The organism is Ensifer sp. ENS10 (assembly GCF_014852025.1).
Classification (GTDB): Bacteria; Pseudomonadota; Alphaproteobacteria; order Rhizobiales; family Rhizobiaceae; genus Ensifer.
Map to the genome: position 1 here is coordinate 170,789 of NZ_JACVAS010000013.1, position 15,690 is coordinate 186,478.

Annotated in this window: 10 protein-coding genes and 1 riboswitch; of the genes, 6 read left to right on the forward strand and 4 right to left on the reverse strand. The window is 61.2% G+C overall.

Annotation, left to right across the window (positions count from 1 at the left end; translation table 11 throughout):
- Positions 1-19: 19 nt before the first annotated feature.
- The 6 genes from IB265_RS31885 to IB265_RS31910 are packed head-to-tail and all read left to right on the forward strand — an operon-like array spanning position 20 to position 8,642.
- Complete coding sequence (locus IB265_RS31885; RefSeq protein ID WP_192495746.1) at positions 20-2,272, forward strand: glycosyltransferase family 2 protein; 2,253 nt, start codon at positions 20-22, stop codon at positions 2,270-2,272.
- Positions 2,269-3,114 (forward strand): class I SAM-dependent methyltransferase, encoded by an 846-nt coding sequence (locus IB265_RS31890; RefSeq protein WP_112994975.1) that lies wholly within the window; start codon positions 2,269-2,271, stop codon positions 3,112-3,114. Before IB265_RS31885 ends, IB265_RS31890 begins: the two co-directional genes overlap by 4 nt.
- Positions 3,111-4,373 (forward strand): glycosyltransferase family 4 protein, encoded by a 1,263-nt coding sequence (locus tag IB265_RS31895; protein ID WP_192495747.1) that lies wholly within the window; start codon positions 3,111-3,113, stop codon positions 4,371-4,373. The genes IB265_RS31890 and IB265_RS31895 overlap by 4 nt, the downstream gene beginning before the upstream one ends.
- Before the next feature lie 10 nt (positions 4,374-4,383).
- Positions 4,384-5,115 (forward strand): hypothetical protein, encoded by a 732-nt coding sequence (locus tag IB265_RS31900; protein ID WP_057249436.1) that lies wholly within the window; start codon positions 4,384-4,386, stop codon positions 5,113-5,115.
- Positions 5,116-5,124: 9 nt separating this feature from the next.
- Complete coding sequence (locus tag IB265_RS31905) at positions 5,125-7,344, forward strand: hypothetical protein (RefSeq protein ID WP_192495748.1); 2,220 nt, start codon at positions 5,125-5,127, stop codon at positions 7,342-7,344.
- Positions 7,341-8,642 (forward strand): glycosyltransferase family 4 protein, encoded by a 1,302-nt coding sequence (locus tag IB265_RS31910; protein WP_192495749.1) that lies wholly within the window; start codon positions 7,341-7,343, stop codon positions 8,640-8,642. The genes IB265_RS31905 and IB265_RS31910 overlap by 4 nt, the downstream gene beginning before the upstream one ends.
- 156 nt (positions 8,643-8,798) lie before the next feature.
- Here the strand turns inward: IB265_RS31910 and thiD are convergent, their stop codons facing one another.
- From thiD to traA, 4 genes are all read right to left on the reverse strand, one after another.
- Positions 8,799-9,608, reverse strand: coding sequence for a bifunctional hydroxymethylpyrimidine kinase/phosphomethylpyrimidine kinase (gene thiD, locus IB265_RS31915; RefSeq protein ID WP_192495750.1), 810 nt, complete (start codon positions 9,606-9,608; stop codon positions 8,799-8,801).
- Between the two features lie 246 nt (positions 9,609-9,854).
- A riboswitch (TPP riboswitch) is annotated at positions 9,855-9,957 on the reverse strand.
- Positions 9,958-10,261: 304 nt separating this feature from the next.
- On the reverse strand, positions 10,262-10,543 hold the full coding sequence (locus tag IB265_RS31920) for a hypothetical protein (RefSeq protein ID WP_192495773.1): 282 nt from the start codon (positions 10,541-10,543) through the stop codon (positions 10,262-10,264).
- A 122-nt stretch (positions 10,544-10,665) separates the two neighbouring features.
- Entirely contained in the window at positions 10,666-11,820 is a 1,155-nt protein-coding gene (locus IB265_RS31925) for an amidohydrolase (protein ID WP_192495751.1), read from the reverse strand.
- 314 nt (positions 11,821-12,134) lie between these two features.
- Positions 12,135-15,446: a Ti-type conjugative transfer relaxase TraA gene (gene traA / locus IB265_RS31930; RefSeq protein ID WP_192495752.1), complete on the reverse strand. Its 3,312-nt coding sequence runs from the start codon at positions 15,444-15,446 to the stop codon at positions 12,135-12,137.
- Between the last annotated feature and the right edge of the window lie 244 nt (positions 15,447-15,690).

Sequence of the window (15,690 nt, forward strand, 5' to 3'; positions counted from 1 at the left end):
CGTCCTTCAGGAGTAGCGCGTGACGGCAGACGACCGTATCAGAAGCCTCAGCCAGGAGTTCGCAAGTGCTGTGGCATTCAGGCTCAGCCTTGATGTTGCTGTGCTGATCTGGGACGCACCCGCGGACCTGCCGGCGAAAACCAAATACGCGCTTTCTGCATCGCGATCCCTCGTTCCTCTTGTCAGCATGACCCTCCCGCGCGCCGACGGCGGGCAACGCGTCTTCTGGGCAATGCGGCCCGGAAACGAGCGCGAGCTTGCGGAAATCGCCGTCGATCACGATGTCCTTCAGACCGTCGTCCTCGAACCGGCTGGCCGGCTTCCGTTCCTCGATATGGCGGCGCAGTTCGCCAGCCTCGCGCCCGAGGGGCGCTTCAAGTTCCTCAACACCCTGCTCACCGTTTGGCGCAGCGCGTTCCGGCTTTCCCGCGACGAGTTTTTTACCGGTCTGGTCGACGACACGATCCATGCCTTGAACCTTGGCCAGCGCCCCGCGACGATCTCGTGCCGGCTTGCCCATGGCCGATATCTAGCGGAAACGACCGTCAGCGCCGAGTTCGGCGAAATCAGTGCGATCTACGCGCTGAGCGCCGACGCAGTCCTGCCATTGCCGCAGCAGTTTGCCATCACCGGTCGGGCGGAGCGCGGCTGGCGACGTTGCCACTTCGTGATCGAAACGCCACGCGCGCCGCAGGCGCTCTCTCTCATGATCATGGGCAAGCGCGGCGTTGCCATCCGCGAGGTCGCCCATCGCAGCTCGCGCTACCCGAACATCCAGGAATGGTGGCCCGAACACGGCGCCGCCCTTGGCCTCAGGGAATTCGTCGTTCGTTGCCTCTCTGCGATCCCTGAAAGCGGAACGGCGCTCGCAACCGACCTGCAGCTTCGTTCGCCCTTGCCGGCACGCCAAGCCGGAAAATCCCCACTCCACCCCGGTGCAGAGATCGATCTGGCGCTCGCGCTACCCGATGGGCTGCTGGTCGGCGGCTGGACCCGTGACCCGTCCGGCGTGCTTGCGGGCATCGACTATCTTCAGGAAGACGGCACTGCCCTGCCGCTTGACGGCAACTGGTACGAATTCCCGGGCTGGGCCCGTGGCGCGGAAGAAGGCTCGAAGACTGATGTGACAGGCTTCGTCAGCTGGTTGCCGATGCGCGAACCGCTCGGCGCCCTTCTTCAGCCCCGTTTCCAGATGCGGCTTGCCTCCGGCGCCGTCAAACCGCTCGTGCCGAAGCCGCAGCCCTTCGATCCCGCGACACAACGCAACCGCATTTTGCGGGCCGTTCCGCCACAGCACGCCATCGATGCGGCGTTCCGCACGATCCTCGCGCCCGCGCTTAAGGACGTGGAGCAAAGACTGGGAAAGACGATCAGGGTCGATCAGACGAAGGACTTCGGTCCTATGCTGGAGGCGCCTCTGGTCTCGATCGTCGTGCCACTCTACCGCGTTCTCGACTTCCTGCGCTTCCAGCTCTCAGGCCTCGCCACCGACCCCTTTGTCGCCGCCAATGCCGAGATCATCTATGTGCTGGATTCCCCCGAGATCCACGACGAGACTGAGCACCTGCTCGGCGGCCTTCATCTGCTGCACGGGCTTTCGATGAAGCTCGTGGTGATGAACCGCAACGGTGGCTATGCGCGTGCATGCAATGCAGGCGCGCGCTATGCCCGCGGTTCCGTCGTCGTCATGCTCAACTCGGATGTCGTGCCCTGCGGGCCGGGGTGGCTGGAGACGCTTGCACTCCCGGTGCTCAGAGAGAAGTCGCTCGGCGCGATCGGCCCGAAGCTTCTCTTCGAGGACGGTTCGCTGCAACATGCGGGTCTCTACTTCGCCCGCAACAAGCAGGACATCTGGCTGAACCATCATTTCTACAAGGGCATGCCCGGCGCCTACGCGCCCGCGCAAAAGGCGCGCGTCGTGCCTGGCGTCACCGGTGCCTGCCAAGTGATGCGCCGGGAAGTATGGGAACTCGTCGGCGGCTATGCCGAGGATTTCGTGATCGGCGACTACGAAGACAGCGATCTCTGCCTCAAGATCCGGCAGGCCGGCTTCGACATCGTCTATGAGCCAGCTGCCTGCCTTTACCATCTGGAGCGGCGGTCGATCAGCCGCAGCCAGGATTACACGCGCGGTGTTGCGAGCCAGTACAATGCATGGCTGCACACCGAACGCTGGAACGACGACATCAGCACGCTGATGCCAGCCTACCTCGGCGCCGAAGAGGCGGCAGCGCCGAGCGGTCACAGGACTGCCGCCAGGAGCGCCGCATGAACCAACCCGCACTTCGCCACGCAGACAGCCTACAAACGGCCTGGCAGCCGAACGAGGACCGCATCGACGGGATGCTTCAAACGGTTCTCAACAATCGTTTCCTGCCACAGCCCGACAGCAACAGCGTGTTCGTCGGAGACGGCAACTACCGGGCGGTTGGCGCCGAGTTTCTCGGCCATTTCATCCGCATGGGCGGATTGCAGCCGGAAAGCAACGTGCTCGACATCGGTAGCGGCATCGGCCGGATGGCAGTTCCGCTCACACAGTATCTCGACGCCGATCGCGCCCGCTACGTCGGCGTCGATCCGGTCGAAGGCGGTGTCGCCTGGTGCCGCAAGTCCGTGACGCCCGCCTACCCAAACTTCACTTTCGAGCATGTGGACATTGCCCATGAGCTCTACAATCCCATGGGCAAGATCAACGGTAAGGCGCTGAAGCTCCCCTATCCGGATCGAACGTTCGATTTCGCGATCATGACGTCGATCGTCACGCATCTCCCGCCAGATGAAGTGCTTGTCTATTTCAGCGAGATCAGCCGGATGCTGAAGCCCGGTGGCCGGCTTTTCGTGACGGCGTTCTTGGTCGATCGCGTGGCGGCGAAGAATGAAAACGGCAGGCGGGATCCGCGCCTTGGCTTCAATCGCAGCGGCGATGGTCCCTGCTGGTTCGTGCCGGGCCTGCCGCCGCTTGCCGCCGTCGGTTTCGATGACGGCTTTCTCGATCGGGCGCTCGAACGGGCGGGCTTTTCAACCATCCTGAAATCACTCGGCCATTGGCGCGGGCAGGATGCCGGCCACTACCAGGATGTCTTCGTTGCCGAACGCCGGGGTGCAAACGGATGAAGAAGCGCATTCTGGTCGCCGCGCACAATCATCCGGCGCTCCATCCGGGCGGTACGGAGATTTTCGCGCACGACCTCTTCCGCGCCTATCAGCGCGCCGGCCATGAGGTACTCTTCCTCGGCGCTACCAACCAGACCCATCGGCAGGTGCGCCCAGGCACGAGCTTCCAGGCGATTGGCTCTGAGGGCGACGAGGTGCTGTTGTGGTCCGGTCATTTCGACCGCTTCTTCATGAGCCAGATCGACCTCTATGGCGTCGTTCCTGATCTGACCGAGCTCTTGCGCGATTTCCAGCCGGACGTGGTCCACATTCACCACCTGCTGCTGCTCGGCGCCGAGTTTCCGCACATCGTGCGCCGGACTTTGCCCGAGTGTCGCATCGTCATGACGCTGCATGACTACTATCCGCTTTGCCACCATGACGGACTGATGGTGCGAACCAGCGGCAAGGAGCTTTGCCACAAGTCGACGCCCGACCGCTGCCACGCCTGCTTCAAGGATATCCCGCTCGACCGCTTCGTGCTTCGCGAGCAGCATCTTAAAGCCCTGTTGCGCACGGTGGACCGTTTCGTATCGCCGAGCCAGTTCCTGAGGCAGCGATACATCGACTGGGGGCTCGACGGGGAGCAGATCGATGTCATCGCGAATGGCTTGCCACGGCGGGACCTTCCGACGCGGAAGGATCGGCAGGAAAACGACCGGCCGATCTTTGGTTATTTCGGCAACCTCAATCCCTGGAAGGGCACCACCGTGCTGCTTGAGGCCGCGCGGCAACTGATCGACGAGGGCCTGCGCTTCGAGCTCAGGGTACACGGCGGCGCGCCGTTCCAGAGCGATAGCTTCAAGGACGAGATCGCCCGCCTGTTCAAAAAGACCGCCCCCACCGTCCAGCAGCGCGGAGCCTACCGGCGCGACGACATTGCCGACCTCATCGCCGGGGTCGATTGCACCATCGTGCCTTCGATCTGGTGGGAGAATGCGCCGCTCGTCATCGGCGAGGCGCAATCCCAGCGCAAGCCCGTGATCGCGAGCAATATCGGCGGCATGGCCGAAATGGTTCAGGACGGCGTGAGCGGCTTGACCGTTACGCCCAACGACCCGCGGGCGCTTGCCGCCGCCATGCGCCGCATCGCGGAAAACGCCGATCTCAGGCGGCGCCTTTCGGCGAACGCCCGCAAACCCGATGATATCGACGCCACTGCCCGCCGCTATCTCACGCTCATCGATAAGATAGAGCCGGCACGAACCGCCGCGGCCTAGAGGAATGACCATGTCTGTAGCAGCCGACAAACCGGATGTCGCACCGGAACAAAACAATGCAAAGCCCTTGAAGGGCCGGGTGGACGCGATCGACCAGGGCCGCGTTTTCGGTTGGGCATTCGATCCTGAGACGCCAGAGAAACGGCTCGCCATTCGCGTGCTGCTCGATGGCAAGGTGATCGCCGAGGCACTGGCCGACCGCAACCGATCCGATCTCAAGCGCAACGGGATCGGCGACGGCAACCACGCCTTCGAGATCGCGCTGCCTGACATGGCCAGTGCCCGCACCGGCGAACTGGTTGTCATGGCCTCGACGGAAAAAGGCGGCGAACTGCCGCTTCGCGTTCCCAAGCCCGACGAACAGGCGGCCGAGGCCATGATCGCCGCGCCGCTGGCAAAGGTCCTCGACAAGCTCGATGTGCTGATGGCGGCACAACGTCAACTTCAGGTCTCTCAGCGCTCGGCCATCCGGCAAAAAGTCGATGACGGCGAGGAAGGCGAAGCTGCAGGACTTGCCGCAGTCAGTGACGACGTCGCGAGCCTGCGCACAGAAATCACCCAACGATTGACCGATCTCGACGTGCACCTGATGCGCCTTGATGGGGTTGTGGCTGGCATGGAGAAGAGCCTCAATGCCTTGAAGCAACGCTCGAACGGAGACTTGAAGCCGGCATTTCTGCTTCTCTTTGTGCTTGCGGGCTTTACCGCAGGTGCGATCCTGACGCTTCTCCTGCGGACCTGAGGGCGTCTCATGCCCAATCAGGAGCTTTCCCTTTCGCCAAGCCCCGCACCGCTTGCCCGCATCATGCGCAGCGGACGGATCGTGGTGTGCCCGATCGACGAGGCGCTGCTGATGGTGATCGGCGCCGGCGGCCCGTTGGCCGATCAGCTGCCTGTCGAGATCGACGAAGAACCCGCGACCCAGGCGATCGCTGCCATCATCGGCTGGCGGCTTTCCGCGCCACAGGCATCCGCCACCCATGGTTTCGCCGCGCTTATCCCTGTCGACCGCACCCGTGGCATGCCGGCAACGCTGCGGTTCGGAAAGGAAGGTGGCGGCAAACGCTACATCGTTGCGCCCCGTACCGTGTCGGCAGGTGATGTCGCCGCCATGCTGAAAGAGCTCGCCGGCCCGCAGGTCGTACACGTGCTTGGCCGCCTGGTGGACGTGTTGATGAAGCCGCCGCTCGATCCACGGAAGCTGACGGCAATCACAGCCCTCCTCAAGGCGGGAACAGCGAAGGACGGCTACATCGAGCTGCTCGGTGAAAGTCACGATGACGCGATCGCGCTCAAGGGCTGGGCGAATGACATCGCCGCGGGCGTTAGCCGCGCCATCATCAGGGCCGAAAACGCATCGGTCGCCGAGTGCAGCATCGCGGTTTTCCCGCGCAACGACGCACCGGAAGATGCGGTCGGTTTTCTGGGCCTCCTGTCTGCGGATGATCTGCCGCGGGCGCGTGACATCCAGGGCATTTTCTATCGTGGGCGTGGCGCCTGGCGCTATGCGCCGGTCCACGAGCGAAAGTTCGTTGCTGGCCCCCTTGAAACGCCGGGTCATCTTCGCGCGATCCTGCTCCAAAGCCAGAGTTCGCCGCAGGTGCTGTTGCGCCTGCGCGAAGCGGCCAACGGCTTTGACGGTACAGAAACGATCTCAAGCCTCCCCGTTCCGGTCCGGCTCGGCGTCGACGCACTCTATCAGGGCGATGAAGGCGCCTTCCTGATCTCAGGCTGGATGCTCGATCCGGACGATCATGTGCAGAGCGTTCGGCTGCGTCGGGGGCGCGCCGGGGCGCGACTTGATGGCGCCTGGACCCGCACCGAGCGGCTCGACGTGGAAGAAGCCTTCGTGGACCGGCCGGAATTCAAGGGCGCGATATCCGGACATCGCCGTTCGCACGGTTTCATCGCTTTCGCGGATGGCCTCGTCGGCGATCCGGCAGCACCCCTTCACCTCGAAATCACCCTTCGCGATTCTCGCCGCGCCTATATGCCGCTTCACCCGACACGGCTGTCGGCAAGGCATTCGGCGCTGCGGCTGCTGAACGCTATCGATCCGACCAGTTGGGCCTTGCCCGATATCGTCGATCGCCAGATCGTTCCGTTCATCACTGCGGCTCGCACTGATGCTCCGACCATCGAGACCGTCATCGACATTGGCCGCTTCGGTGAGGCTGTGGGGGCGGCAATCCTTGTCGCCGTGGGAGCGGCCGAGGAGGATTTCGCCGCCCTGTTGGGTCTTCTGGCGCTCGATCCGCATACGCGGCAGGCGCCGATCGTGCTCGTCCTGCAATCGGAACAGTTTCGCCGGCGCGCCGCCGGCATCCGGCAGCTTGCGGAATTCTATCGCTTGCCGATGCGCCTTTTGTCCGTCGAAGGTTCGGGCGATGCCAGCGACCTGGCGCGGACTGCGGCGCGGGCCATCGACAATGAAACCGTCATCCTGCTGTCTGCGTCCCTGACGCCGGCCAATCCCGGTTGGTACCAGACGCTCGTTGCGAACTATGAGACAAAAAGCGGAAGCATCATCTCGCCGACCCTTGCCTATGAGGATCATTCGATCCGCTGGGCCGGCAGTTCGTCGCTCGATCGCGCGGATCATCTGCAGTCGAGCCGCTATGCCGGCTATCCCGTCGGCGCTGTGAACCGCCTGAAGCTGACGCGGGTGGCGACCGCGTCGCTCGAGTGCTGCATCATGCCCCGCAAGGCGCTTCTCGACGATACCGGCCCTTCGCCGGCCTATCTCGGTGCGTCTCTCAATGGGCTGGACCTTGCCTTGAGGCTGAGCCGCAGGGGCTACGAATCCTATTGGCTGCCCGCCTTGCAGATGCTCGGGTCGGATGAGGCGTCCGGCGCCGTTTCGGCAGCCACGGCCAGGTACGTGGAGCGTGTCGATCAGACGCTGTTTCGTGGCCGCTGGATGCAGACTGTCGAGACAGAAAACACGACCCACAATGAGGTTTCGGCATGAGTGAGAAACTCCGCGTGCTGGTCGTCTCGCACGGCCACCCGACCCATTCATTGGGTGGTGCTGAGATCGCCTCCCATGGCTTGCACAAGGCATTGAACGGCCTGCCGGGGATTGAATCGATCTACCTCGCCCGCGTCGGCAATCCCGTGCCGCGCCACGGCGCGTCGGCGCTGATGAGCCTTCGCCTGGCGATGGACGAGGTGCTCTACCATGCCGAGGACTTTGATCATCTCTTCCTGTCCAACGGCGATACCGACGCGATCCGTCGCGACCTCTTGCGCTTTGTGGGAGACATCAAGCCGGACATCGTCCACTTCCACCATATCATCGGCTTCGGGCTGGAAGCGCTCTATGCGGTGCGCGACGCTCTGCCGAAAGCGCGCATCGTCGTGACCTTCCACGAATACCTGCCGATTTGCCACAACCACGGACAAATGGTGAAGCGGCCCTCGGGTCAGCTTTGCAATGGCGCTTCGCCAATCAGTTGCCACACGTGTTTCCCCGAAATCCCGGTGTCGCGTTTCGTGCGCCGCGAGCAGTTCGTGCGGGGCATGCTGAACCTTGCCGACGCCTTCATCGCCCCAAGTGCTTTTCTCGCCAATCGCTATGTCGAGTGGGGCATCGCTGCCGAGAAGATTTTCGTGATCGAAAACGGCATCGTCCTGGGTGAAATGACGCCCGCGCGTGAATTGCCTGCGCCGGCGGCACGTCGCAATCGTTTTGCCTATTTCGGGCAGATGACCCCCTTCAAGGGCGTTCACGTGCTGATCGACGCGGTATCGCGCGTGCCGGAGGACATCTGGGGTGACGATTCCACGCTGATGATCTTCGGCGGCAACCTCGAGCGTCAGCCGACCGAGTATCAGGAACGCGTGGCGAAATTGATCGAAGACGCCGGCCGCCGCGTCCGCTTTTACGGCTCCTACCAAAACCAGGACATGCCGCGGCTGATGCGATCGGTTGACTGGGTTGTGATGCCATCTGTCTGGTGGGAAAACTCGCCGATCGTGATCCAGGAAGCGCTGCACCATGGCCGGCCGATTATTTGCTCCGACATCGGCGGCATGGCCGAAAAAGTCCGCGACCGGCTGGACGGCTATCATTTCCGGACCGGCAGCGCACAAGACCTTGCCGATCGCCTTATAGACGTGCTGAGCACGCCAAGGTCATGGGACAACCTCAGGGCAACGCTCAGGCGCCCGATAAGCCATGTCGACTGCGGCCGCGAACATGTCGCGCTCTACCGGAAACTGCTCAAGGAGGAGCAGCCGGTGCACCCCAGCGCCGCTGTGGCCTGAACCGAAAAGCGCTCCGTCCCCGGCACTCACCTCGCATTTACAAGCGGCCGACTTCCCGACTCGACGGACATTCCATTGCTTATCGGGCAATGGAATGTCCTGGTTTTTTAAAGGTCAACTTGAACGGTGGAACCGGCGCCAAGCGCCGGAATGGAATTAATCGCCGTTCGGTGCCCACCATCGATGGAAGTGATGAACCGGTCCCCGCCCCTGCCCGATTTTGAGCGCTGCTGCGGCAACAAGCGCCTCATGCAGATAGGCCTTGGCAGCGATAACCGCGTCTTGAAGCGTCTGCCGACGGGCAAGACCGGCGGCGATTGCGGCAGACAACGTGCAGCCGGTGCCATGATCGTTTGTCGTCTCAACCCGCGGGCGCGACAGGCGCAAGGAAGTGTCCCCGTTAAAGAGGATATCAGCCGCTTCATCGCCCTTGGCATGCCCGCCTTTCATCAGCACGGCGCGCACACCAAGCTTCAGGAGCATCTCCGCCTGCCGGGCCATTTCCGTCTCGTTCTCGGCAATCGCGCGGCCCGTCAACAGAGCCGCTTCGGGCAGGTTGGGCGTCACGATAAGCCCAAGCGGCAGCAATTCCTCCTTGAGCGTCGCGATCGCATCCGGACGTAACAAAATGTCCCCTGAAGTGGCGACCATCACCGGATCGATGACTGCTAAATGCCCGTATCGCTTCAAACCGGACGCGATCGCAGCAATGGTCTCCTGGCGGGACACCATTCCGACCTTCGCAGCGCCAACCGCGAGATCCGAAAACACGGCATCGATCTGAGCTGTGACAACAGCCGGAGAGATATCCTCGACGGCCGCTACCCCGCGGGTGTTTTGCGCGGTGATGGCCGTGATCACGCTGGCACCATAGACGCCGATCGCCGAAAACGTCTTCAGATCCGCCTGGATACCGGCACCGCCACCGGAATCTGAGCCTGCGATGGTAACGGCGATAGCGGTCATGCCTGGCTCCGCTGAAATGTAGAAGCGGGTCCAATGATGGCGAGCGCGCACTCAAGCCACCGGCTCAAACACGCGCAAACTGAGGCGGGTCTTCCGGGCAACCTGGAAGATAGATTGAGCCGATGGGTCGGTCGCCCCGCTCCCTGTAGTTCTACGTCGCTACATTCTGAACAGCGTATTGGCACCAACGATCTCCCGAAACCAAAATCACGGAGATCCGGATGAACGGCGAAGACGCGGGAGTGCCAGAAAGGCCCTTGCCGTTCCTACGCCGGTATGATCCGGATCAGGTTCAAGGGTCTGGCTCACCGCCATCTCAGCACCGTCAGGTGCGCCCCTCGGCAGGCATGAATGCTATGGGAGCGTGGGAGGGGATGTCAATTGCTTGAGTTCAGCATGCGCGTATGTAAGCCGGTTCGATGCGGGCGAAGGAGGCCCTTAAAGGATACAAACAGAAAAAGGCCCCTTTTGCCTCAAGAGCATAAGGAGCCTTCCGTCTGAGCGTTCGACTTCACAGACGCTGGTAGACTAGCCACGTCAAGGCCGTTAAGGCAAGGGGGTTTGGAACGCGAACCGGAGCTTCGGAAGGCAACTTAGGAAACCGGTCCCTGCATGTTGCTGAACGGCTGCGGGAAATTTCTGACCGCAATGTTCTATTTAGCTGTCCGCTTAGTGCACTGGTTCTCTCGCTTGATGCAAGCTATCTCCGCCGTCGAGCATTCGGCAACGCCGTTGACGACCGCGCAATGCGAGCACTGATCGGTGAACTCCAGGCAATCCGGATTGGCCTTGATGAAGGCCTGCAGACTAACATTCTCAGTCTGTCGCGGCTCAGGAACGATATCTGCAACGGGCATATCCGCCGCGTAAGCGCTCGCCATTCCCGCCATGGCAATCGCGAGGCAAACCGCGTCACGGAAGCTGAAATGGCTCATCCATTTGGTCCTCCTGAAGGCAGTTACGGACGCGGCGCGAAACGGCTCTCCGTCGGGAACTGCGCAATTTCTGAGAGTGCCGTCAAAACAACCGTTGAGCAAGCGACTTTCCGGCGCTGCCCTCACCCCAGCTCGTTGCGGATCGCCCGCATGAACACCCGTGCGCCCATGCCGATCAGCCCGTCAGGAAAATCATAGTCCGGATTGTGCAGCCGCGCGTGGTTCTCGCCGGCGCCAAGGAAGAACATCGCCGCGGGCGCCACCCGCCCGAAGAGCCCGAAATCCTCCGAGCCCTTCATCGGCAACACGCCCTCGCCGTGGTCGTGGCTGACGCCCTCCTCGTCCATGGCGTGTTCCAGCGCGATGACTGCCGCTTCCGCATTGCTGCATTGGTGGAACACGTCCTCATAGCCGATCGTAACCTTCAGCCTCGCAGCCTCCGTCTCCTTGGCAACCAGCGCCTCGGCGGGGGCCACGAGATCGGCCATGCGTTCATCGGTCAGCGTCCGCAGCGTCGCCCAGATCTCGGCATAACCGGGGCTGATGCCGAAGGCCGCCTCGCCGAGGCGGGCATGCGTCACCGTCACCAGCGTATAATCCTCGTCGAGCGGCCCGTTGTTGCCGAGCGCCGTCAGGCCGGAAAGCAGCGCGGCAACAGCGAAAGTCGGCGCAATGCCGTCCTCCGGCGTCGAGGCATGCGCCGTCTTGCCGGACAGCGAAATGCGCATACCGCGCGAAGCGCAATTGACCGGACCGGTGCGCAGCGCCGCATGGCCAAAGCTTAATCCCGGAAAATTGTGCAGCGAGAACACCAGGTCCGGCTTGATCGCCGCAAATTTCGGATCGGCGAGCACCGCCGCAGCCCCGGCACCGTTTTCCTCCGCCGGCTGGAACATCAAGATCGCCCGGCCCCTCGCCGGCCGCTTCTGTCCAAATCCCTTGGCGAGCGCCATCAGGATCGTCATGTGCCCGTCATGACCGCAGAGATGCCCCTTACCGTTGATTTCAGAGCGATGCGCGATCTGCGAAATCTCCTCGATCGGCAGCCCGTCGAGCTCGGCGCGCACCATCACCGTCGGCCCTGGTTCGCGCCCCTCATAGATCGCCGCCACCCCGTGCCCGCCAAGGCCTGTCATCACCGCATCCGGCTTCGTATCAGCCAACGCCGCAACGATCGTTTCCGCCGTCTCCCGCTCCTCGCCTGAGACCTCCGGTCGCCGGTGCAGTTCGCGCCGAAACGCCACGAGCGCCTGAAGTTCACGGTCAATCAGAAACATTATGGTACTCCACGAAAAACTCCGCGCTCTCGCCACAGCCCCGCGTCATGAAGCCGAATCACGGCTCTCTCCATCAGCCTGGACGTGTCCGAAGCCTCACGTTACACCACCTCAACACTTCAATGGAAAGCCTAAAGCGGCGAGCGATACCAACCATATGATCGCGAACCGATTTGGTGCCACGGAGCTTGTTGTTTCTCCAGCACGACCAGCGGCGGACCGACCGAGCCATTGAGAATAATTGCGCGATGGCTTGTTGCCCTTTCCGCCCCTGCTTATGAGAAACGCAATCTCCGTTCCTCACGCGCGCTTCGTTATCTGGGCGACAGCCCTTGGCTCCTGGTTTGCCGGAGAGACGCTGCTTGCTTCAACGCGACGGACACTCGTTCATGGGCAGCAACTTGTTGTATTGTCCGCAACAGACTCCAGACCGCCCGCAGATCTTCCCTTTGGGTCGCGGTCATCCCGGCTGCGACCTCTTTGAAAACCGATCCATTGGCATCTTTCGCCGCAATTACCAGAAAAGTGCGCTCACCAAACCTCTCGGTCACGGCCCTCGAGAACCGTTCAAGCTCGGCTCTCACCTTGCTGTCGGCATGCACAACGTGGAGAGCAATTTGCGCATCATTGCGGCCGATCGCATCTCGTGCCTCCGTGAGAACCTTCCTCGCCTGTGATGAAAGCGCCGGGATGTCGATCGCGAGCTTCGTTCGCAGTTTCTGCTCTTCCGCTTGGTATTTCTCTTCTGCTTGGCGACGAAGTCGGATGTAGCTCTCAAGGTCCCCTGAAAGGGCAGGCACGTTGGCCAGGGCGCGTGCGCGGTCCTGTTTGTCAGTCCGCCACGCGAGCATGCCGCTACTTCCTTTGATGGCACCAAACGTCTCTGGGCGACGTGCGATCTTGGCGAGAGTTGCCCTGGCCACGTCTCCGTTCTTAAGCATGACGTCGACGTCAATCGCATTGAGGGCCGTCTGTGGATCAGAGTAGACGAGCCGAAAACGCAAACTCACGTCCTCCCATTGGCGTTTCAAACTCACATCGGCCGCAAGCCTCTCCTCGATTGTCTCGGCTATTGTCTTCGGGAAGGTTTTGATTCCGGCCAGCATCGGAGCTTTGTCGTCGCCTGTGCCGGGCTGCTTCATTTGGGCGGCCGATGCGGCGAGCAGAATGCTATGGCCGATGGTGGTCAACCTCTGAACAAGGTCGCTGAGCCGCTGCTTCTGTCGGACAGTCCATTCGATACGATCACGAACGAGCGTTCGTGCCACTGCCATCAAATGCAAACCTCGTAACTCGGCGAAGCGCAGGGCATGCCGGTAGAGGGAACGATCTGTATAGTCGAGCGTTGATTCCTTTGCATTTGTGCGCGACAGCACTGAAACCAGCCCACCAGCATTTTCAAACGAGCGTCGTCCATAGTAGACCGCCAGTTCTTCGCGGTGTCGCGTCATACCGACATAAGCGAGATGTCGATCGAGTGAGAGGGAAGCTAGTAACTTCACACTATCGACCGTGGCACCTTGGCTTTTGTGTATCGTGGTAGCGTAACCAAGATCTACGTTCGGGTATATTCGGCTCTCGATGGTCACAGGGCGGCGATAGCCAGGCTCACCGACCTCCACAACGATCCGATTAAGGCGAGCTTCGAGTACACGCCCGATCATTCCGTTTTTGACGTTTAGTATCCCGTCGTTTTTCAAGAAGACAATTTGGTCACCCGGCGCGAAGTGGCGAACGCCCTCTTGCGTCGCAAACGGAAGCCCTTTTCCAACCACACCGCGCTCGACAAGTTTGGCACGGGCCTTCTCGTTCAATGTCCGAACGTCGCGACGCAAGTGCGCGAGGATCAACGAGGTCTTTGTTGGATTGTGGTCTCTATCCCAATCGGCGATCAGCGCTTCCACTGCTTCGGCTTTCAGCCCGGTACTGACGATTCTGTCGTGAGCTTCGTAGGCCCGGACCGCATCCCCGACTTGTCCGCGAGCGAGAGCCAGTGACGCCGTTCGCATCCAGTCTTGGCGTTGGCGGTATATAGTATCTAGTTCGGAGTAACCGATGCGCTCCACAATGGCGCGGAATGGCGCACCCGCCTCGATTGGCTGGAGCTGATCCGGGTCGCCAACCAACACGAGCTTCGCGCCCTCCTTCGCGACAGTCTCGATCAGGGACGCCATCTGCCGCGACGAGACCATGCCTGCCTCATCAAGAATGAAAACTGTCTTGTTGTTGAGGGTAGCGTTTCCCTCGGCCCAACGCCGCTCCCAAGAAGAAAGTGTTGCGGCGCAAATCCCCGCCTCCTTCTCCAATCCCTCTGCAGCCTTGCCCGCCAACGCACCACCGACCACTTGATACCCGGCTGCCGTCCAAATTTCGCGTGCAACTTTCATCATTGTGGTCTTGCCGGCGCCGGCACGACCGACAACCGCAGTAAGTCGGCCCTCACCCGTAACATTCGCGATGGCCGCCTGTTGCTCTGTGGACAGGCGCGACACGGACATAGCACGCGTCAGCTCTTTCCGGATGCCGTGGGTTGATTGACGCGCCAACCAAGCAGCCCGTTTGGCCATTTCGGCTTCCAGACGGATCAGTTTCCGCGTGGTGTATTTGGCTGGAAAACGAGCGCCGGTCATTAAGTCAATACGCTCGCGATCGATACGCAAGATCTCCGGAGATTGGAGGATACGTGCCATGAGTTGGGCGAACACCCTCTCATCGTCGGTATATCGATGAAGCACTTTGGCGATGTCGCGTTCGTCGAAGACACTTTTTTGGCTGGCAATGAGGTCAATCGCTATTTCCGGCCGGCGTTGAATGCGGCGGGTATTCCTGGCACGCAGCTCCGCTTGCAACTCAATCGACTTCGGTTTTCGGAAAACCGGTGTCTTTTCGCGCTCTATTCTCCGCTCAATAGCCTTCGTTTCAGCGCTAAAGCGGATGATTGGCTCAAGGTCGATGCCCTGCCGCTCGAATGATCTCCCATCAATCCGGAGATCGAGACCAGCAAGCGCCAAATGACGGTTTTGGCAGGCGAACCAACCGTCACGAAAGGCATTGAATTCCGCAAGTCCGCCAACCCAATTTCGGTAGACAATTCTGCCATTGGAGCTGCGCCGCGGCGTACCATCGGTTGAAACCACCTTTATTTTCTTCGATCCAAAGCCATAGACGGTGAGCGGCCGGAGCGTCATCATAAGATGTGCATGAGGATTTCCGGGAGTGTTGTGGTAGGCCCAATCAGCCACCATGCCGTTCCCTAGGACATGTTGCTCAATGAACTCGCGCACCAATGCAATGTTCTGATCGCTCGTAAGTTCGATTGGAAGTGCAAGTGTCACATCCTTGGCAAGCTGGGCGTCCAGTCTCTCTTCGAAATTCTCCACGCGGTTCCAGAATGCTTCGGATGCTCGTGCGGCCGAGGGATCAGCCGCAAGCAACCGCAACCACTCCGGCGCATCGACGGGAATGGCAAATTCCTCGTACAAAAGATCACGCTTCTCAGAATAGTTCGCCGTAGTGGCTTCGCGCTCGAAGTACATCTTAGCCCGATGCTTATAAGCAGCGGAAAGAACGGCGCTACGCCCTTTTCCGCGGCTAATAACGTTGACGTCAAAATGGGGGCTGACCATGATATTTTCTCCCGGTACAGTGCGAATTTCCGCCGATTCCGGGGGCGCCATCCGGCTATGTAAGGAGCGGAGCCTTAGGCGCATGTCTGGCCTTGCCGGGCGCTTCCCGGAAATGCCAATGAAGGTCTGTGTTCCATGCCCATAGCGAAAGGGACAAAAGTGCTCCCCAATTTGCGGGGTGAGCGCTTTGGCGGTTCAACGGTCTGGCACAGGCCCAAGTATTGCGGCTGCAGGCGCTGAAGTA

Excerpts from the sequence above, each read along its gene's own strand:
- IB265_RS31890 (WP_112994975.1), top strand. The coding sequence starts at position 2,269 with ATGAACCAACCCGCACTTCGCCACGCAGACAGCCTACAAACGGCCTGG.
- IB265_RS31895 (WP_192495747.1), top strand. The coding sequence starts at position 3,111 with ATGAAGAAGCGCATTCTGGTCGCCGCGCACAATCATCCGGCGCTCCAT.
- IB265_RS31900 (WP_057249436.1), top strand. The coding sequence starts at position 4,384 with ATGTCTGTAGCAGCCGACAAACCGGATGTCGCACCGGAACAAAACAAT.
- IB265_RS31905 (WP_192495748.1), top strand. The coding sequence starts at position 5,125 with ATGCCCAATCAGGAGCTTTCCCTTTCGCCAAGCCCCGCACCGCTTGCC.
- IB265_RS31910 (WP_192495749.1), top strand. The coding sequence starts at position 7,341 with ATGAGTGAGAAACTCCGCGTGCTGGTCGTCTCGCACGGCCACCCGACC.
- thiD (WP_192495750.1), bottom strand. The coding sequence starts at position 9,608 with ATGACCGCTATCGCCGTTACCATCGCAGGCTCAGATTCCGGTGGCGGT.
- IB265_RS31920 (WP_192495773.1), bottom strand. The coding sequence starts at position 10,543 with ATGAGCCATTTCAGCTTCCGTGACGCGGTTTGCCTCGCGATTGCCATG.
- IB265_RS31925 (WP_192495751.1), bottom strand. The coding sequence starts at position 11,820 with ATGTTTCTGATTGACCGTGAACTTCAGGCGCTCGTGGCGTTTCGGCGC.
- traA (WP_192495752.1), bottom strand. The coding sequence starts at position 15,446 with ATGGTCAGCCCCCATTTTGACGTCAACGTTATTAGCCGCGGAAAAGGG.